Source organism: Arenimonas sp. (assembly GCF_041913985.1).
Taxonomy (GTDB): domain Bacteria; phylum Pseudomonadota; class Gammaproteobacteria; order Xanthomonadales; family Xanthomonadaceae; genus Arenimonas.
Window position 1 is genome coordinate 32,187 of record NZ_JAYSEG010000021.1, and the last position, 16,466, is coordinate 48,652.

The 16,466-nt window shown below is 71.9% G+C and carries 18 protein-coding genes and 1 pseudogene; 9 read left to right on the plus strand and 10 right to left on the minus strand.

Annotated elements, in window-relative coordinates; all coding sequences use genetic code 11:
- Positions 1-59: 59 nt before the first annotated feature.
- The gene (gene purT, locus ACE3Q2_RS08790; RefSeq protein ID WP_231694142.1) at positions 60-1,265 is read right to left on the minus strand and encodes a formate-dependent phosphoribosylglycinamide formyltransferase; all 1,206 of its coding nucleotides are present in this window, start codon (positions 1,263-1,265) and stop codon (positions 60-62) included.
- A gap of 104 nt (positions 1,266-1,369) precedes the next feature.
- Here purT and ACE3Q2_RS08795 point away from each other — a divergent pair, with 104 nt between their 5' ends.
- From ACE3Q2_RS08795 to ACE3Q2_RS08825, 7 genes are all read left to right on the plus strand, one after another.
- Positions 1,370-2,266 carry a hypothetical protein gene (locus tag ACE3Q2_RS08795; protein ID WP_231694143.1) on the plus strand — a complete coding sequence of 299 codons (897 nt, stop codon included), beginning with the start codon at positions 1,370-1,372 and terminating at the stop codon, positions 2,264-2,266.
- 77 nt (positions 2,267-2,343) lie between these two features.
- Positions 2,344-3,207, plus strand: coding sequence for an SPFH domain-containing protein (locus ACE3Q2_RS08800; protein ID WP_374473755.1), 864 nt, complete (start codon positions 2,344-2,346; stop codon positions 3,205-3,207).
- A gap of 9 nt (positions 3,208-3,216) precedes the next feature.
- Complete coding sequence (locus ACE3Q2_RS08805; RefSeq protein WP_374473756.1) at positions 3,217-3,525, plus strand: hypothetical protein; 309 nt, start codon at positions 3,217-3,219, stop codon at positions 3,523-3,525.
- Between the two features lie 3 nt (positions 3,526-3,528).
- Positions 3,529-3,702, plus strand: coding sequence for an Arc family DNA-binding protein (locus ACE3Q2_RS08810; RefSeq protein WP_231694146.1), 174 nt, complete (start codon positions 3,529-3,531; stop codon positions 3,700-3,702).
- Entirely contained in the window at positions 3,699-4,232 is a 534-nt protein-coding gene (locus ACE3Q2_RS08815) for a PH domain-containing protein (RefSeq protein WP_374473757.1), read from the plus strand. Before ACE3Q2_RS08810 ends, ACE3Q2_RS08815 begins: the two co-directional genes overlap by 4 nt.
- Positions 4,233-4,249: 17 nt before the next feature.
- Positions 4,250-5,587 carry an alpha/beta fold hydrolase gene (locus ACE3Q2_RS08820; RefSeq protein ID WP_374473758.1) on the plus strand — a complete coding sequence of 446 codons (1,338 nt, stop codon included), beginning with the start codon at positions 4,250-4,252 and terminating at the stop codon, positions 5,585-5,587.
- A 22-nt stretch (positions 5,588-5,609) separates the two neighbouring features.
- Complete coding sequence (locus tag ACE3Q2_RS08825) at positions 5,610-6,404, plus strand: M15 family metallopeptidase (RefSeq protein WP_374473759.1); 795 nt, start codon at positions 5,610-5,612, stop codon at positions 6,402-6,404.
- A gap of 6 nt (positions 6,405-6,410) precedes the next feature.
- Here the strand turns inward: ACE3Q2_RS08825 and ACE3Q2_RS08830 are convergent, their stop codons facing one another.
- From ACE3Q2_RS08830 to ACE3Q2_RS08870, 9 genes are all read right to left on the minus strand, one after another.
- Positions 6,411-7,085 carry a DNA-3-methyladenine glycosylase gene (locus ACE3Q2_RS08830; protein WP_374473760.1) on the minus strand — a complete coding sequence of 225 codons (675 nt, stop codon included), beginning with the start codon at positions 7,083-7,085 and terminating at the stop codon, positions 6,411-6,413.
- Between the two features lie 8 nt (positions 7,086-7,093).
- Positions 7,094-7,441, minus strand: a complete 348-nt coding sequence (locus tag ACE3Q2_RS08835; protein WP_374473761.1) for a DUF423 domain-containing protein — start codon at positions 7,439-7,441, stop codon at positions 7,094-7,096.
- Positions 7,441-8,475 carry a DUF4340 domain-containing protein gene (locus ACE3Q2_RS08840; protein WP_231694153.1) on the minus strand — a complete coding sequence of 345 codons (1,035 nt, stop codon included), beginning with the start codon at positions 8,473-8,475 and terminating at the stop codon, positions 7,441-7,443. The genes ACE3Q2_RS08835 and ACE3Q2_RS08840 overlap by 1 nt, the downstream gene beginning before the upstream one ends.
- 3 nt (positions 8,476-8,478) lie before the next feature.
- Complete coding sequence (locus ACE3Q2_RS08845; protein ID WP_374473762.1) at positions 8,479-10,332, minus strand: Gldg family protein; 1,854 nt, start codon at positions 10,330-10,332, stop codon at positions 8,479-8,481.
- Positions 10,333-10,346: 14 nt separating this feature from the next.
- Entirely contained in the window at positions 10,347-11,081 is a 735-nt protein-coding gene (locus ACE3Q2_RS08850; protein WP_231694155.1) for an ABC transporter permease subunit, read from the minus strand.
- Positions 11,078-12,007, minus strand: a complete 930-nt coding sequence (locus ACE3Q2_RS08855) for an ABC transporter ATP-binding protein (RefSeq protein ID WP_374473763.1) — start codon at positions 12,005-12,007, stop codon at positions 11,078-11,080. Before ACE3Q2_RS08855 ends, ACE3Q2_RS08850 begins: the two co-directional genes overlap by 4 nt.
- 83 nt (positions 12,008-12,090) lie before the next feature.
- On the minus strand, positions 12,091-13,455 hold the full coding sequence (locus tag ACE3Q2_RS08860; RefSeq protein WP_231694157.1) for an SRPBCC family protein: 1,365 nt from the start codon (positions 13,453-13,455) through the stop codon (positions 12,091-12,093).
- A 129-nt stretch (positions 13,456-13,584) separates the two neighbouring features.
- Entirely contained in the window at positions 13,585-14,226 is a 642-nt protein-coding gene (locus ACE3Q2_RS08865; RefSeq protein WP_043804084.1) for a response regulator transcription factor, read from the minus strand.
- A complete protein-coding gene (locus ACE3Q2_RS08870; RefSeq protein WP_231694158.1) occupies positions 14,223-15,383 on the minus strand; it encodes a sensor histidine kinase in 1,161 nt (386 codons plus the stop codon). The genes ACE3Q2_RS08865 and ACE3Q2_RS08870 overlap by 4 nt, the downstream gene beginning before the upstream one ends.
- 147 nt (positions 15,384-15,530) lie before the next feature.
- On the opposite strand from ACE3Q2_RS08870, the gene ACE3Q2_RS08875 reads away from it, so the two are divergent.
- Both ACE3Q2_RS08875 and minC read left to right on the plus strand, forming a co-directional pair.
- On the plus strand, positions 15,531-16,127 hold the full coding sequence (locus tag ACE3Q2_RS08875) for a GNAT family N-acetyltransferase (protein ID WP_043804086.1): 597 nt from the start codon (positions 15,531-15,533) through the stop codon (positions 16,125-16,127).
- Between the two features lie 3 nt (positions 16,128-16,130).
- Positions 16,131-16,466: pseudogene (gene minC / locus ACE3Q2_RS08880) on the plus strand (septum site-determining protein MinC); the annotation flags it as partial.

Here is a 16,466-nt window from a genome sequence, read left to right on the forward strand (position 1 = left end):
TTCAGCCGCGAAGCCTTTCGCGAAGAGCTTCGCGGCTGAAGCCGCTCCTACAAATGCTGTTACAGCGGGTCGAGGCTGACCTGCAGGGCCTCCGCGGCGCGCCGCGCCTTGGCGCGCGCGGCGTCCACGTCCACGTCGCGCGCCAGGGTGACGGCCACGCGGCGGTGGCCCTCCACGCGCGGCTTGCCGAACAGGCGCAGCTGCGTGTCGGGCTCGGCCAGCGCGGCCTCCACGTGCGAGAACACCGGCACGCCGTGGCCGGTGGCCAGCACCGCGCACGAGGCCGAAGGCCCCAGCGCGCGGATGTTCGGGATCGGCAGGCCCAGGATGGCGCGCGCGTGCAGCGCGAACTCGCTCAGCTCCTGCGAGACCAGCGTGACCAAGCCGGTGTCGTGCGGGCGCGGCGAGACTTCGCTGAACCACACCTGGTCGCCCTTCACGAAAAGCTCCACGCCGAACAGGCCCCAGCCGCCGAGGTTTTCGGTGACGGCGCGGGCAATGCGCTGCGATTCGCGCAGCGCGGCGTCCGACATCGGCTGCGGCATCCAGCTTTCGCGGTAGTCGCCATCCACCTGCAGGTGGCCCACGGGGTCGCAGAAGGAGGTCCCGTCGCGGTGGCGCACGGTGAGCAGGGTGATCTCGTAGTCGAAGGCCACGAAGCCCTCGACGATGCAGCGGCCCTGGCCCGCGCGGCCACCCGACTGCGCGTAGTCCCAGGCACGGTCGATATCGGCCTCGCTGCGCACCGTGCTCTGGCCCTTGCCCGAGGACGACATCACCGGCTTGACCACGCAGGGCAGGCCGATGGCGGCCACCGCCGCGCGGTACTCCTCGACGGTGTCGACGAAGCGGTAGGGCGAGGTCGGCAGGCACAGGGTTTCGGCGGCGAGGCGGCGGATGCCCTCGCGGTCCATGGTCAGGCGCGCGGCGCGCGCGGTGGGCACCACGCGCTGGCCCTTGCCCTCCTCCAGCTCCACCAGGGTCTGGGTGTGGATGGCTTCGATCTCGGGCACCACCAGGTCGGGCTTCTCGTGCGCCACCAGGTCGCGCAGCGCGGCCGGGTCGAGCATGTTGAGCGTGTGGCAGCGGTGCGCCACCTGCATGGCCGGGGCGTCGTCGTAGCGGTCGGCGGCGATCACTTCCACGCCCAGGCGCTGCAGCTCGATCGCCACTTCCTTGCCCAGTTCGCCCGAGCCGAGCATCAGCACGCGCCGCGCGGACGGCGACAGCGGGGTTCCGAGGGTGACGTGGCGCGGGTCGGTCATGGCGGCGGCGGCGTGGGCGGGAAGGCGCGATTGTAGCCGCTGGCGCGGCGCTGCCGGGCCGCCGGGCTTTCTGTCATGCTCAGGTTTCGCCGAACCGAACCGCCATGCACCGCCTCCTCACCGCCCTCCTGCTCCTGCTGCCCGCGTTCGCCCACGGCGCCCGCTGGAGCGACCCCGACATCAGCGGCCTGGTCACCGACCGCGCCATCGCCGAGATCAGCGGCCTCGCCGCCTCGCGCACGCATCCTGGGCTTTATTGGGCCATCAACGACAGCGGCAGCTCGGCCGAACTGCACCTGGTGGACGGCCGCGGCCGCCACCGCGGCAGCGTGCCCGTGCAGGGCGTGCCGAACGTGGACTGGGAAGACCTGTCGAGCTTCGAGCTCGACGGCCGGCGCTACCTGCTCATCGCCGACACCGGCGACAACGGCGGCCTGCGCCAGGAACTGCAGCTCTACGTCGTCGAGGAACCCGCCAGCCTGGACCAGCCCGCCCGCCTGGCCTGGACCCGCCGCTTCCGCTGGCCCGACGGCCCGCGCGACTGCGAGGCCGCCACGGTCGACCCGGTGGCCGGCGAAGTGCTGCTGGTGTCGAAGAAACGCGTGCCGCCGGAACTGTTCCGCGTGCCCCTGCGCGGCGGCAAGGCCGTGGTGGACGCCGAATTCCTGGGCACCCTGCGCGGCATCGCCCAGCCCTCCTCCGGCGACCTGCTCAGGAACCCGGTGTACGGCCGCTACCGCGCCCAGGTGACCGGCGCCAGCCTCAGCCCGAATGGCCGCGTGCTGGCGGTGCTGAACTACCGGGCCCTGCATTTCCTGGTGCGCGAGCCGGGCGAGGCCTGGTCCCTGGCCATCGAGCGCCCGGTGTCCGAACTGGCCCTGCCTTGGCTGCCCCAGGCCGAGGCCGTGGCCTTCGACGCCGACGGCACGGGCCTGGCCATCGGCAGCGAACAGCTGCCCTCGCCCTTCCTGCGCTACCGGGTGAAGCCCGCGCCGCCCTAGGCCGGGAGCATGACCTCGGGCCTGTTGACACCTGATGTCACTTAGATATCATTCTCTCAACACTCAGGAGAGCCCCCATGAAAGAACAGTCCAAGCAGTCCCTCCCCGGCATCCCGACCCTGCTGGCCATCATCGTGCTGGCGGCCCTGGCGGTTTGGCTGCTGGTCGGCGGCATCAACGCGCAGGACACCGTGCGCATCGCCTCCGCCATCGTGCTGGGCGTGCTGCTGTCGGTGGGCCTGGGCGGCTTCTTCATGGTCGAGCCCAACCAGGCCGCGGTGCTGAGCCTGTTCGGCAAGTACGTGGGCACCGTGAAGGAACAGGGCCTGCGCTGGAACAACCCCTTCCTCGCGGCCAAGAAGGTCAGCCTGCGCGTGCGCAACTTCGAGAGCGGCAAGCTCAAGGTCAACGACCTCGACGGCAGCCCGATCGAGATCGGCGCCGTGGTGGTGTGGCAGGTGGTCGATTCGGCCGAGGCCGTCTACAACGTGGACGACTACGAGAGCTTCGTGCACATCCAGTCGGAGGCCGCGCTGCGCGCCATGGCCACCAGCTACCCCTACGACCAGCACGAGGATGGCAAGATCTCGCTGCGCAGCCACGCCGCGGAGATCGCCAAGCACCTGACCGAGGAAATCCAGGAGCGCCTGGCCCAGGCCGGCGTGCACGTGATCGAGGCGCGCATCAGCCACCTGGCCTACGCCCCGGAAATCGCCCAGGCCATGCTGCAGCGCCAGCAGGCCAGCGCGATCATCGCCGCCCGCACCCGCATCGTCGAAGGCGCGGTGAGCATGGTGGAAATGGCGCTCGAGCAGCTTTCCGCCCGCAAGGTGGTGGAGCTCGACCCCGAGCGCCGCGCGCACATGGTGTCGAACCTGCTGGTGGTGCTCTGCGGCGAGCGCGGCACCCAGCCCATCGTCAACGCCGGCAGCATCTACTGAGGCCCGGCCATGGATGAGATGATGCTGGCCGGCATCGTGGTGATCGCCAGCGCCCTGCCGGGCCTGGTGATCGGGTTGATGCTGCTGACGGGCAAGTGGGACCCGGTCTCGATCAAGGCGGCGCGCGACCCGGCGCGGGCGCGCGCCGCCACGGCGCGCATGCTGCTGGTCATCGACGCCCTGCTGTTGCTGCTGGGCGTGGCGCTGTTCTTCTTCCCGCGCGAACACGCCACGGCGCTCGCCGTCGGCAGCGTGGGCGTGATCACCCTGGCGGCCACGGTGCTGGCCATCGCCGCCGTGAAGGCGAACAAGGCCTGACCGGTGGCGGAGAAGAAGGCCTACCCGCTGCGCATCAACGCCGACGTGCTCGACGCCGTGCAGCGCTGGGCCGACGACGAGCTGCGTTCGGTCAACGCCCAGATCGAGTACGTGCTGCGTGACGCCCTGCGCAAGGCCGGCCGCCTGAAGAAGCCCGACGAGGACAAGGACGCATGAGTTTCCGCAATTTCGCCATCGGCCCGGTCGGCAAGGGCGCGATCTGGTTCGCCATCGGCTTCGGCACCCTGGTGCCGCTGGCGGTGGCGGGCCTGGGCATCGCCGGCGCACGCCAGTCCGGCGCCGACCCGGTCGCGCTGCTGGCCATGCAGGCGCTGGTGGCGGTGGCCATCCTGGCCGTGCTGCTGCCCATGTGGCGGCGCCAGGTGGCCTTCGACGGCAAGCAGCTGCGGGTGAAGGCCACCTACTACTCGCGGCAGTCGCCGCTGTCGGACTTCCGGCTCGACCAGGCCCGCGTCGTCGACACCCGCGAGCACACCGGATTCAAGCCGATGCTCAAGACCAACGGCTTCGCCCTGCCCGGCTACTGGGCCGGGCATTTCCGCCTGCGCGACCGCCGCAAGGCCTTCTGCCTGGTGACCGACCCGTCGAAGGTGCTGGCCCTGCCGCATGCCGACGGCCGGGTCTGGCTGCTGAGCTTCGAACACCCCCAGGCCGTGCTCGACATCCTGCGCCGCGCCGCCGCCTGACCCGCTAAGCTGCGCGCATGCCCCGCGCGCTCGCCCTGCTGCTGGTCCTGGCCCTGTCGCTGCTCAGCCTGCCCGGCGGCGCCGTGGACCGGCGCGAGGCCGCGCTGCTGGCCAACGCCGAACGTTTCCTCGACGCCCTCGACGCCGGCGACTACGCCGGTGCCCACGCCCTGCTGGCGCCGCGCACCGCCGGGGCGCTGCCGGTGGAAAAGCTGCAGGCCACCTGGGAAGGCCTGCCCAAGCGCCTCGGCCCGCTGCGCCTGCGCCGCCCCGCGCGTCTGGAAACCCTGGGCGGCCGCCCCGCCGCCGTGGTGCGGCTGGAGTTCGACAAGCAGGCGGTGGAGGCCCGCCTGGCCGCCGACCGCAATGGCCGCATCGACGGCTTCTGGCTGGTGCCGGCCGACCTGCGCGCGCCAACCGTGCCGCCGCCGGAGGACGAGCCGCCGCCCCCCGCCTACGCCGCGCCCTTCAGCGAACGCGAGTTCCCGGTCGGCGACCTCGGCGGCACGCTCACCCTGCCCCGCGGCCGCGGCCCCTTCCCGGCCATCGTGCTCGTGCACGGCTCCGGCCGCGCCGACCGCGACGAAACCCTGGGCCCGAACAAACCCTTCCTCGACCTTGCCTACGGCCTCGCCGAACGCGGCGTGGCGGTGCTGCGCTACGACAAGCGCACCTGGCTGCGCAGCGGCGCGCTCGCGCCCGACGCCACCGCCGAGGAAGTAACCATCGCCGACGCGGTGAAGGCGGTGGCGCTGCTGCGCGCCCTGCCGCAGGTGGACGACGGCCGCGTTTTCGTGCTCGGCCACAGCCTCGGTGGCTTCCTCGCCCCGCGCATCGGCGAACGCGCGCCGGAAGTGCGCGGGCTGGTGCTGATGGCGGCGCTGTCGCGCCCGCTCTACGACGCCGTGCCCGACCAGATCCGCTACCTGGCCGAACGCGACGGGCTGATCACCGAACTCGAACGCGTCACCGTGGAAGCCGCCGAACAGCAGCGCGACGAACTGCGCGCCATGGTCGCCGGCGGCCCGGCGCCGCGGCAGCCGATGATGGGCATCCCGCCGGCCTACTGGCGCGACCACGCCGCCAGTCGCCCCGTGGAACGGGCGCTGGCGCTGGGCAAGCCGATGCTGCTGCTGCAGGGCGAACGCGACTACCAGGTCACCGTCGAGGGCGATTTCCAGCGCTGGCGCGACGGCCTGGCCACCCACCCCGACGCCCGCTTCATCACCTACCCCGGCCTCAACCACCTGTTCCTGCGCGGCCACGGGCCGCCGAGCCCCGAGGAGTACCGGCGCGAAGGCCGCGTGGACCCGCAGGTGGTCGCCGACATCGCCGACTGGATTGGGCAACACTGAGCCGCCGGGCTAAGCTGCGCGCATGCACGCCCTGGACTGGCACCTGGTGAACAGCGCGGAAGTCGAGGCCTGGCCGGCCCGGCTGCTGCGCCCGCGCGCCAACGCCGACGCCCGCGCCCTGGCCCGCGCCCGCTGGTGCCTGCGGCGCAAGCGCGACGGCCGCTTCCTGGCCGCGCTCGACGACGCCGGCCGCCTGCACGCGCTGCAACCCGGCCTGGCCCGCGAACCCGGCGTCGGCGAGGCCCTGGCCGCGATCCACGCGCTGCACGAGCGCGCCGGCGAAGCGCACTACCTGCCGCTCGACGGCCTGCTCGGCCACCTGGCCGCGCTGGGCCTGGACGAAAGCTACGGCGAACGCAGCGGCCTGCCGCTGGTGGCCGAACCGGCGCGGCTGGAGTTCGCCGGCTTCGACCGCTACCGCCGCCCGCTGTGGCTGCTGGCGCCGGCCGCGCGCGCCTGGCGGCGCATGCTGGCCGCCGCGGGCGCCGACGGCGTGGCGCTCGAAGCCATTTCCGGCTACCGCAGCCACGCCTACCAGCTGGGCATCTTCGAGCGGAAACTGGCGCGCGGGCTCACGGTGGACGAGATCCTGGCGGTGAACGCCGCGCCCGGCTACAGCGAACACCACGGCGGCCGCGCGCTCGACATCGGCTGCCCGGGCGAACCGCCGGCCGAGGAAAGCTTCGAGGCCACGCCCGCCTTCGCCTGGCTGCGCAAGCGTGCCGGCGAATTCGGCTTCAAGCTGAGCTACCCGCGCGGCAACCCGCACGGCATCGTCTACGAACCCTGGCACTGGTGCTGGCACCCGGCCGGGTGAGCGGGCTCAGTCCTGCGAGCGCTTAACCGGCGCCTTTTGCGGCGCGGTGAAATCGGCGATGCGCCAGAGGTAGAGGCCGGCCAGCGTGCGGTACGGGCCCCAGGCCTCGCCGCGTTCGGCCAGTTCGCGCGGCTTGGGCATGTCCTCGCGCTTGTCGAGCAGCTGGGCGCCCTTGCGCACGCCCAGGTCGTCCACCGGCAGCACGTCGGGACGGCCGAGCTGGAACATCAGCATCATCTCCACCGTCCAGCGGCCGATGCCGCGCACGGCGGTGAGGCGTTCGATGATCTCGTGGTCGTGCAGGCGCGCCATCTCGGCGGTGGACGGCACCTCGCCGGCGGCGGCGCGGGCGGCCAGGTCGCGCAGGGCCAGGGTCTTGTTGCCGGACACGCCGCAAGCGCGCAGGCCGGCGTCATCGATGCGCGAGAGCGTGTCGGCGTGCAGCTTGTCGGCGCCGATGGCGGCCTCGACGCGGCCGACGATGGTGGCCGCGGCCTTGCCCGAAAGCTGCTGGTAGAGGATGGCGCGCGCCAGTGCGTCGGTGGGGTCGAAGCGCTTGCGCCAGCGCTCGCCGACCTCGAGCGGGCCGATGCGGTCCATCCAGCGGCCCAGCTTGCGGTCGCGCTTGCGCAGGTGCGCGGCGGCTGCGTCGAGGTCGAAACCGCGGGAATAACGGGGCATGGCGGGCCTCAGCGGCGAAGGGTGTCGGCGGCCACGAGCAGCCAGCCGAGCATGAGCAGGCTGCCACCCGCCGGCGCCAGCGCCGTGGGCCAGCCGAAGAACACCGCGCCGCACAGGCTGCCGGCGAACAGCAGCAGGCCGGCCAGCAGGGCCGCGCCCGCCAGCAGGCGCAGGCGCCCCGCCTCGCCGCGCAGCAGGAACTGCAATGCCAGGCCGTGGCCGAAGGCGAACAGCGCGGCCAGGCCGGCGCGTTTGGCGTTTTCGCCGTCCAGGCCGTGGTTGGCGTAGGCGCCCAGCGCCACCGACAGCCCGCAGGCCAGCGCGCCGGCGGCGGCCAGCCAGCGCGCGGCGGCCATCAGGGCGACCCCAGGTAGTCGTCGCGCGACTTCACCAGGTTCGCGGCCTTGTGCGGCGGGAGCAGGAAGCGCCGGCCCTCGAAGGCCTCGCGCCACTGCGCCACCTGCGCCTCCAGCGCGGCGAGGCGCTGCTGCGGCGGATCGGCGGTTTCATCGGCCTTGGCGAACCAGGCCAGGGCCGTGTCGGCATCCAGCGCGACGGACAGGCGGGCCCACAGGCCGCGCTCGTCCTGCCAGCTGGCCACCGTGAGCTTCACGCCGTCCACGCTTTCGAACACGGCCGTCTGCGCGGCGGCCGGGGTGCCGTCGTCGGCCGCGAAATCGTCCAGCGCCAGCTGCTCGACCACGCCGGCGGTGGCGGTCGCGGCGTCGGAGGTTTGCGTCGTGCCCTCGGGCGCGAAGCCCTCGTCGCGGCGGACGAGCAGGAAGCCGCGGCCGCTGGCCGGCGACAGCCGCACGCGTTCGATGCGCGCCAGCGGCAGGTCCACCAGGCGGCGGTCGAGCCAGGCGGCGGGGTCGCGCGCGGGCGCGAGGTCTTCGTCCAGCAGCCAGGCCTGCGGGTCGCCGGCCACGCGGGCGTAGCTGCCGCCCAGCACCGGGTGGTTGCTGCCCACCACCAGCGCCATCGGCTCGCCGCCGCCGGCAAAACGCAGCTCGGCGCCCTTGGCGTCGGGCTTGGCGATGTCTTCCACGCCCAGGCGCGCGTGAAGTGCCGGGTTGTCGGTCTTGGCCTCGACGCGTTTCGCCTCGCCCAGGCGGAACAGCGCGCGGCTGATCTCGCGCTCGTTGGCGGGCCAGCCGGCGCGCTCGAGCACCTGCCAGCGGCCACCCTCGCGCTGCAACGTCACCAGCGCCACGTCGCCGGCGCCGCGCACCTCGATGCGCTCGAGCTTATCGATGCGCGCCGCGAAGCCCGGCAGCGCCTCGCCCGACACCGCCTCGTCGGACGGGGCCTGCCGGTCCAGCGCCCACCAGGCCAGGCCGGCCAGCGCCAGCACCGCCAGGCCCCAGGGCAGCAGCTGCCGCGCCCGCATGGCTCAGGCCTCCGCCGCGCGCCGGCGCGACCAGCGGCGCCAGGCCACCAGCAGCGCCACCAGCACCACCAGCGCCGGCATGCCCAGGATGTTCACCAGCTTGAGCCGGTCGCCCAGCGCCTCGATGTCGGCGTTGAGGCGGTGCTGCACGTCGCGCAGCTCCTTGCGCATGCGCAGGCGCTCGTCCTGGAAGCGCAGGATCTCGGCCTGCTGCTCGGGGCTGATCGCCTGCGCCTGGCCCTCGGCGCCCGGCTGCTGCAGCGCGGTGAGCTGCTGCTCGAGCGCGTCGAGCTGCTGCTGCAGGCGCTGCTCGGTGCTGCGGTAGCGCTCCTCGGCGCCGCGGCGGATTTCCTCGACGCGCTTGAACGGCCGCGCCGACGGCGCCCGCGTGCGCACGGCGATCAGGTCGGCGTTGCCGACCAGGTTGTCCACCGCGTTGAAGACGAAGTCGCCGTTGTTGGCGAAGGCGTTGTAGACGGGTTCGCCGATGAAGTCCTGCACCTGCACCCAGAGGCGGTCGGTGAGCACGTCGGTGTCGGCCACCACGATCAGGTTCACCGGGCCCTGGCTCCTGGCCAGGTGGCCCTCGGACTTGTCGTCGGGGAAGGCCGAGGCCAGCTCGCCGGTGAAGCGCGCGGCCATCACCAGCGGCTCGTCGCCGGGCTTGAAGCCTTCGCGCAGTTGGTCGGGGTCGGAAACCGCCGCGCGCACCGCCGCCACGTCGGCCAGGGCCGCGCTGCGCGCGCTCTGCGCCAGCGGCTCCATGCGCAGGGTGGACTCGCGCGTGAGGCCCACGGCGCCCACGGTGGAGAAATGCACCTTGCCCAGCTCGGCCGAGACCACGTCGTCCTGGTTGAGCGCGTCCTTCTCCAGGCCGATCACGGCCAGGTGGCGCACCGGCGGGCCGTTCGGGTCGGGCTGCACCTGCAGGGCATGGCGGTCGTCGAGCACCACGCGGGTGGGGTCGTAGCTGATGCCCCAGCGCTCGAACAGCAGGCCCAGGTCGGAGGCCTGCGGCTCGGAGGCCGAGAGCGGGTCGAGCGGGTTGATGCCGCGCTGGTCGGCTTCCGCGTCGGGGTCGACGAAGGCCAACAGGCGGCCGCCGCGCATCACGAACTGGTCGATGGCGCGCAGGGTGGCCTCGGGCACGTCGCGCGGGTGCACCACCATCAGCAGGTCGGCGTCGTCGGCGATCGAAGTGGGCATGCCCTGCAGGCGGCGCAGCTCGAACAGCTCGCTCAGCTGCCGGTCCACCACCCAGCCCGGGTTCTGGCGGCCGCTGGGGTCCATGCTCGGGCCCATGGGCAGGCCGCTGAGCAAGGCCACCACGGGGCGCTCGGCCGCGCCCAGCGTGGAAATGAGCTTGGCCACGTCGTACTCGAGGAAGGCTTCCTTGTCCGGCTGGATGAAGGGCATCAGCGATTCGCCGTCGGTGCTGTTGGCGCCGACCAGGCCGAAGTAGAGCTTGTCGCCGGTGGTGTTGAGCGGGATGGCCTGCAGGCCGTAGGCCGCGGCCTGGTCCTCGGCCTCGGAGAAGGGCTCGGGGTCGATCACTTCCAGCGACACCTTGCCGCCGGAGCGCGCGGCCATTTCCTCCAGCAGCTCGCGCACGCGGGTGGCGAACACGCGGAACTGCTGCAGGTCGCGGGTGGCGTGCTCGGAGTAGTAGAGCTTGAGCGTGACCGGGTCCTCGACCTTTTCGAGGATGCGCAGGGTGCCGTCGGACAGCGTGTACAGGCCCTGCCCGGTGAGGTCGAGGCGGGCGCCGCGCAGCGCCACCGAGGACAGCGCCACCGCGGCGACGAAGGCCAGCGCCAGCAGCGCCAGGGCGACCAGGGGAACGGAACGTCGGGACATCGTCTTCATGGCGTTCAGTCGGCTTTCTTCAGGTCGATCACCAGCACCGTGGCCAGCAGCCAGGCGCCGATGCACAGCAGGAAGAACACCACATCGCGCAGGTCGAGCACGCCGCGGGTGATGGCCTGGAAGTGGGTGAGGAAGCTCAGCCCCGCCACCGCGTCCACCAGCGGCAGCGGCGCCCAGCCGCGCACCACGTCCAGCGCCAGCGGGAAGCCGGCCAGGAGCAGCAGCAGGCAGACCACCACGCTCAGGATGAAGGCCACCACCTGGCTGCGGGTGGCCGCCGACAGCGCGCCACCGATGGCCAGGAAGGCGCCGGCCATCAGCCAGCTGCCGAGGTAGCTGGCCAGGATGACGCCGTGGTCGGGGTCGCCCAGCCAGGCCACGGTGATCCACATCGGGAAGGTGAGCGCCAGCGCCAGGCCCAGGAAGGCCCAGGCGGCCAGGAACTTGCCCAGCACCGCCTGCCAGGCTGTGAGCGGCAGCGTGAGCAGCAGTTCCAGCGTGCCCGATTTGCGCTCTTCGGCCCACAGCCGCATGGCCACCGCGGGCGCCAGCAGCAGGTAGAGCCAGGGATGGAAGCTGAAGAACGGCTGCAGGTCGGCCTGCCCGGACTCGTAGAAATTGCCCAGGTAGAAGGTGAAGGCGCCGGCCAGCACCAGGAAGATGACCAGGAACACCACCGCCAGCGGCGTGGCGAAGTACGCGGCGAACTCGCGCCGGAACACCGAAAGCACGGCGCTCATGCCTGCGCCTCCCCGGTGGTGATGCGGCGGAAGACTTCGTCCAGGCGGCCGCGTTCGGGCTGCAGGCCGCGGTAGTCGACGCCGCGCTGGCGCAGGCGCTCGGCCACCGCCTCGGCCGACACCGGCTTGCCCTGCGGGAACACGTACAGGCGGCCGTCGCCACCCTCCTGGTGGAAACCGCTGACGCCCGGCATGCCGTCGAGCGCGGCGCGGGCGGCGATGGAATCGGCGGCCAGCAGCGACACCGCGCCCTGGTAGCGCGAGCGCGCCAGCAGTTCCGACGGCGTGGCGTCGGCCAGCACCTTGCCCCTGGCCACGATCATGGCGCGGCTGCACACCGCCTCCACTTCCTCGAGGATGTGGGTGGACAGCAGCACGGTGCGGTCGCGCGCGAGCTCGCGGATCAGGCCGCGCACCTCGTGCTTCTGGTTCGGGTCGAGGCCGTCGGTGGGCTCGTCGAGCACCAGCGCGGGCGGGTCGTGCAGGATGGCGGCGGCCAGGCCGACGCGGCGCTTGAAGCCCTTGGACAGCGTGTCGATGGGCTGGTGCAGCACGCCCTGCAGCGAGAGGCGGCCGATGACGGCGTCGAGGCGGGCGCGGCGGTGTTCGCCCTTGAGTCCACGCACGTCGGCGATGAAGCCGAGGAAGGCCTTGGGACCCATCTCGCCGTAACCCGGCGCGCCCTCGGGCAGGTAGCCCAGCGCGCGGCGCGCGGCCATGGGTTCGGCCTGCACGTCGTGGCCGCAGACCTTCGCGGTGCCGGAGCTCGGCGCCAGGAAGCCCGCGATCATCTTCATCGTGGTGGATTTGCCGGCCCCGTTGGGGCCCAGGAACCCCAGCACTTCGCCGGGTTCGACCTTGAAACTGATGCCATCCACGGCCAGCAGGCGGCCGTAGCGCTTGTGCAGGGCGTGTGCCTCGATCATCGCGGTGGTTTTCTTCCGGGGGTCGGGGGGATTGCGGCTCCAGAAACGACAGGGCGGGCACTAGGCCCGCCCTGCTTCACTCGTTACTCGGCGGACTCGGTTTCCGCTTCGGCCGGGGCTTCCGCCGCGGCCTCGCCTTCGGTGGCCGGCGGCGGGGTGCCCGCCTCTTCTTCCACCGGAGCCGGGACCAGCTGCACCGGCTCGGCCAGGGGCTGGCCACCGATCTTCACCGGCCAGTAGACCTGGAACTCGGCGTCTTCGGCCAGCATGTCCTTGATGGCGACGCGGTAGTCCTCGTACGGACGGTCGGCGGTCTCGGCGCCACGCACCATCGCCCAGGCGCGGACCAGGTCGCGCACGCGCGGCAGGCCCGGCGACGGGCCGGTGTAGGTGGTGACGGCGGCGCGCATGTGCGGGACCTGCAGGTACACCACCGGGTTCTTGTCGCCCTCGATGGTGATGTCCAGCGTTTCCAGCGGCTCGGCGGTGGGCACCGGGGCGCCCAGGGCGACGGCTTCCTGCGCGATCTTGGCGACCGGGGCTTCCTCGCCTTCGGCGGCGGCCTCGCCCTCGGCGGCCACGGCGTCGGCGGCCGGGGCTTCGTCGGTGGCGGCAGTGGCGTCGGCGGCCTCGTCGGCCGGGCCGGTGCCCTGCTTGCGGACCGGCATCACCACGTCGAAGCCGTAGGCGTCGGAGCCGAACTCATTGGTGATGATGCGCAGCGGGCCGGCGGGCTCGAGCTTGTTCTTCTCCATGACCTGCTCGATCCACTTGAGCTGGTTGGTCATGGCCAGCGCGATCTCGTCGTTCGAGCGCTTCGCGGTGGCGGTGGCCGACAGCACGTTGGCGGCGGGCACGTCCACGAAGGCGAACTCGGCCGGGTGCTGGCTGTAGTCGAAGCGCGGGATGGTGGCCATCAGGTTGCTGAACTTGCCCAGGCCGCGCTTGATGTCGTCGCCGATGCTGTCGGTGACGTACAGGCCGGCGAAGCGGCCCAGCAGGTCCCAGCCGTAGTCGACGGTGTAGCGCTGGGTGATCTTCACGTTCTGGTTGCGCTGGCCGGTGCGCTCCAGGGTGAAGGTCATCTTCTTGTTCTCGCCGCGGCCCGGGACGTCCAGGGCATACACCAGGCGCTCGCCCGGGATGGCCTCGACCAGCTCCCAGCTGCCCGAGCCGACCACGCGGTCGTTCGAGGCGTACTGCAGCTTGGCGCCGACGCCCTTCTCGGGGCCGGAGATGGTGAGCTGCATGCGCGGGTCATGGTTGATCAGCGCATTCCAGTCCTTGAAGCGGGTGAAGCTGGCCAGCACGTCGTCCACGGTGGACATCGGGCGGTTGGTCTCGACCGAATGCGAGACCGAGCGCGAGGCCGGCAGGAACAAGCCGATCACGACGAACAGCGCGACGACGATCAGCAGGGAAATAAGCCACTCAATAACTCGGGTCATTCGGGAGATCTCCAGGAACGGCCCCCAGCCGGGTGACGTGCCCGGCCGCAGGAACGGGAGAGGATATCAGGTCAGGACGGCCCCCGGCAGGGGGATTTCGTTACGGTTTTGGAAAGACCCGCCCCGGCCTCAGACCAGCTTGAGTTCGAAGGCCTTGAGCACGGCCCGGGTGCGGTCGCGCACGCCCAGCTTGGACAGGATGTTGGAGACGTGGTTCTTCACCGTGCCCTCGGCCACGCCCAGGGAATTGGCGATCTCCTTGTTGGAGAAGCCGCCGGCCATCAGGCGCAGGATCTCGGTCTCGCGGTCGGTCAGCGGGTCGGGCTGGTCGAGGCTGACGAATTCGTTCTGCAGGCCTTCCAGGCCCGACAGCAGGCGCTGGGTGACCGCCGGCTGCACCAGCGAACCGCCGTCGGCCACGGTCTGGATGGCCGAGACCAGCTGGTCGAGCGAGACGTCCTTGAGCAGGTAGCCCCGGGCGCCGGCGCGGATGCCGGCCAGCACCAGCTGGTCGTCGTCGAAGGTGGTCAGGATGATGGTGGGCGGCAGCAGGCCCTTGCCGCCCAGCGCCTGCAGGGCCTCCAGGCCCGACATGACCGGCATGCGCATGTCCATCAGCACCACGTCCGGCTTGACCTGGGGGATCAGCTCGACCGCCTGGCGGCCATCGCCGGCCTCGGCCACCACCTCGATGCCGTCGGCCAGCTCGAGCAGCGATTTGACGCCCTGGCGCACCAGGGTCTGGTCGTCGACGAGGCAGACGCGGATCATGCGGGTTTCTCCAGTGGCATTCGGATGTCGAGCGCGAACCCCTTGCCGCGCCCGGTGATGATATCCATGCGGCCGCCGCAGTGGGCCAGGCGCTCGCGCATGCCGCCCAGGCCGTTGCCGGGCGAGACGGTGTCGGTGCCGGCGCCGTCGTCGCGGGCCTGGATGCGCAGCTGGCCGGCCTCGCGCGAGACCGACAGCCACAGGGTCGAGGCGCCGGCGTGGCGCACCGCGTTGGTGATGATCTCCTGGGCGCAGCGCAGGGCCACGTGCGCGCACTCCGGGTCCTCGACGTTCAGCGGTTCGGGCACGTCCAGGCGGATGTCCAGCGCCGGCACGCCGTCGGCCAGGGTGCGGATGGCGCCGGAAAGGTCCACCGAGCCCTCCTGGCGCATCTCGCTCACCGCCTCGCGCACGTCGGTGAGCAGCAGCTTGGCCAGGGTGTGGCTCTGGCGCACGTGCTCCTGGGCCTTGCCCTCGGTGAGGTGGCCGGCGACCTCGAGGTTCAGGCTCAGCGCGGTCAGGTGGTGGCCCAGCAGGTCGTGCAGTTCGCGGGAAATGCGCACGCGTTCGCTCATGCGGGAACTCTCGGCCAGAAGGGCGCGGGTGGCGCGCAGCTCGGCGTTGAGCCGGCGCTGCTCCTCCCGGGCCTGGGCCTGCTGCTTGGCGACCAGGCCGATCACCATGGCGAAGCTCGAATAACCCACGTAAAGCAGGGCCTGCATGATGGCCAGCTCCAGGGTGAAGCCCTCGAGCCGGGTGAACACCGGCACCAGGGCCACGTGCTGCAGCACCAGCCACATCACGCCCACCTTCAGCGGCACCAGCCAGGGGATGACGCCGGCGATGGTCATCATCAGCACGGCGGCGATGCCGGTGCCGGTGAGGTAGCTGACGGCGATGGCCGACAGGGTCAGCAGGCCCAGCAGCACGATGTCGGTGGGGCGCGGCTTGCGCATGCCCAGCGAACGGGTGACCAGCCAGTAGATGACGCCGAAAGCCAGGTAGGAAAGCGCCAGCACCGGCCCCGGCGCGGGGCCGTCGGCCTCGCCCTCGGCCTGGAAGTTCCAGGCCAGGATGATCAGCGGGATGCCCACCACGGCCCAGGTGAACAGGCCGGCGTAACGCAGCAGCTGGGTATGGGAAAGGCGGTTGAGCATGCCCGCATCATAGGCCGGCCGGGGCCCCTCGGACGCCCCCGGAAGTCATGGCACCGGGCCCCGCCCCCTCGCCAGCCGCCCGTGCGATAATCCGGCCCCGATCGCCCGCCCCTGGCGGCCCCCACGCCATCGGAGTCATGTAGTCCAATGCCGATCACCATCCGCGACGTGCGCGAGCACGAGCTGGATTCCGTCGTTGCCCTGAACAACGCCGCCGGTCCTTCCATCCTGCCGATGGACCTGGCCAAGGCGCGGTTCTTCTGGGAACACGCCGAATACTTCCGGGTCGCCGAGCAGGACGGCCTGATCAGCGGCTTCCTGGTGGCCCTGTCCCAGGACGCGCCGCACGACAGCCCCAACTTCCTGTGGTTCCGGGAGCGCTACCCGGAATTCCTGTACATCGACCGCATCGTCATCGCCCGGCCCCGCCGCGGCGGCGGCCGCGGCCGGGCCTTCTACGCCGACGTGCAGAGCTTCGCCGAGGTGCGCTGGCCGCAGCTGGCCTGCGAGGTCTTCCTGCAGACGGGCAACGACCCGGCCCTGCTCTTCCACGGCAGCTTCGGCTTCCGCGAGGTCGGCCAGAACGTCATGCCGGCCAGCGGCATCCGCGCCTCCATGCTGCTCAAGGAAATGTGCAGCTACCCCTTCGTGGCCGAAACCTACGGCGGCAAGCTGCCCGACCTTCCCTGGCTGCGCACCCGTCCCCTGCCCGGCCGCCAGGCGGCCCTGGCCACGGGGACCTGAGCGATGGCGGCGAACCTCGATTACGAACAGGCGGGCGAGCTGAAGTTCGGCCAGGTGGGCATCGCCAACCTGCGCGTGCGCACGCTCGACCCGGCCCGGCTGGCCGCCGAGATGGCCGAACGCGTTCAGCGCGCGCCGAAGCTGTTCGAACGCGCCGCCGTGGTGGTGGACTTCGGCGGCCTGAGCCAGTGCCCGGGCCCGGCCGAAACCCGCGCCCTGCTCGAGGCCCTGCGCGGCGCCGGCGTGCTGCCGGTGGCCCTGGCCTACGGCACCAGCGCCATCGAGGCCCTCTCGCGCGAGGTGGGCCTGCCGCTGCTGGCGAAGTTCCGCGCCTCCTAC

What these genes read in the sequence shown, in the direction of transcription:
- ACE3Q2_RS08795 (WP_231694143.1), top strand. Translation starts at nt 1,370, where the DNA reads ATGCACCGCCTCCTCACCGCCCTCCTGCTCCTGCTGCCCGCGTTCGCC.
- ACE3Q2_RS08815 (WP_374473757.1), top strand. Translation starts at nt 3,699, where the DNA reads ATGAGTTTCCGCAATTTCGCCATCGGCCCGGTCGGCAAGGGCGCGATC.
- ACE3Q2_RS08800 (WP_374473755.1), top strand. Translation starts at nt 2,344, where the DNA reads ATGAAAGAACAGTCCAAGCAGTCCCTCCCCGGCATCCCGACCCTGCTG.
- ACE3Q2_RS08875 (WP_043804086.1), top strand. Translation starts at nt 15,531, where the DNA reads ATGCCGATCACCATCCGCGACGTGCGCGAGCACGAGCTGGATTCCGTC.
- purT (WP_231694142.1), bottom strand. Translation starts at nt 1,265, where the DNA reads ATGACCGACCCGCGCCACGTCACCCTCGGAACCCCGCTGTCGCCGTCC.
- ACE3Q2_RS08805 (WP_374473756.1), top strand. Translation starts at nt 3,217, where the DNA reads ATGGATGAGATGATGCTGGCCGGCATCGTGGTGATCGCCAGCGCCCTG.
- ACE3Q2_RS08855 (WP_374473763.1), bottom strand. Translation starts at nt 12,007, where the DNA reads ATGATCGAGGCACACGCCCTGCACAAGCGCTACGGCCGCCTGCTGGCC.
- ACE3Q2_RS08835 (WP_374473761.1), bottom strand. Translation starts at nt 7,441, where the DNA reads ATGGCCGCCGCGCGCTGGCTGGCCGCCGCCGGCGCGCTGGCCTGCGGG.
- ACE3Q2_RS08840 (WP_231694153.1), bottom strand. Translation starts at nt 8,475, where the DNA reads ATGCGGGCGCGGCAGCTGCTGCCCTGGGGCCTGGCGGTGCTGGCGCTG.
- ACE3Q2_RS08820 (WP_374473758.1), top strand. Translation starts at nt 4,250, where the DNA reads ATGCCCCGCGCGCTCGCCCTGCTGCTGGTCCTGGCCCTGTCGCTGCTC.
- ACE3Q2_RS08850 (WP_231694155.1), bottom strand. Translation starts at nt 11,081, where the DNA reads ATGAGCGCCGTGCTTTCGGTGTTCCGGCGCGAGTTCGCCGCGTACTTC.
- ACE3Q2_RS08825 (WP_374473759.1), top strand. Translation starts at nt 5,610, where the DNA reads ATGCACGCCCTGGACTGGCACCTGGTGAACAGCGCGGAAGTCGAGGCC.
- ACE3Q2_RS08860 (WP_231694157.1), bottom strand. Translation starts at nt 13,455, where the DNA reads ATGACCCGAGTTATTGAGTGGCTTATTTCCCTGCTGATCGTCGTCGCG.
- ACE3Q2_RS08845 (WP_374473762.1), bottom strand. Translation starts at nt 10,332, where the DNA reads ATGTCCCGACGTTCCGTTCCCCTGGTCGCCCTGGCGCTGCTGGCGCTG.
- ACE3Q2_RS08870 (WP_231694158.1), bottom strand. Translation starts at nt 15,383, where the DNA reads ATGCTCAACCGCCTTTCCCATACCCAGCTGCTGCGTTACGCCGGCCTG.
- ACE3Q2_RS08830 (WP_374473760.1), bottom strand. Translation starts at nt 7,085, where the DNA reads ATGCCCCGTTATTCCCGCGGTTTCGACCTCGACGCAGCCGCCGCGCAC.
- ACE3Q2_RS08865 (WP_043804084.1), bottom strand. Translation starts at nt 14,226, where the DNA reads ATGATCCGCGTCTGCCTCGTCGACGACCAGACCCTGGTGCGCCAGGGC.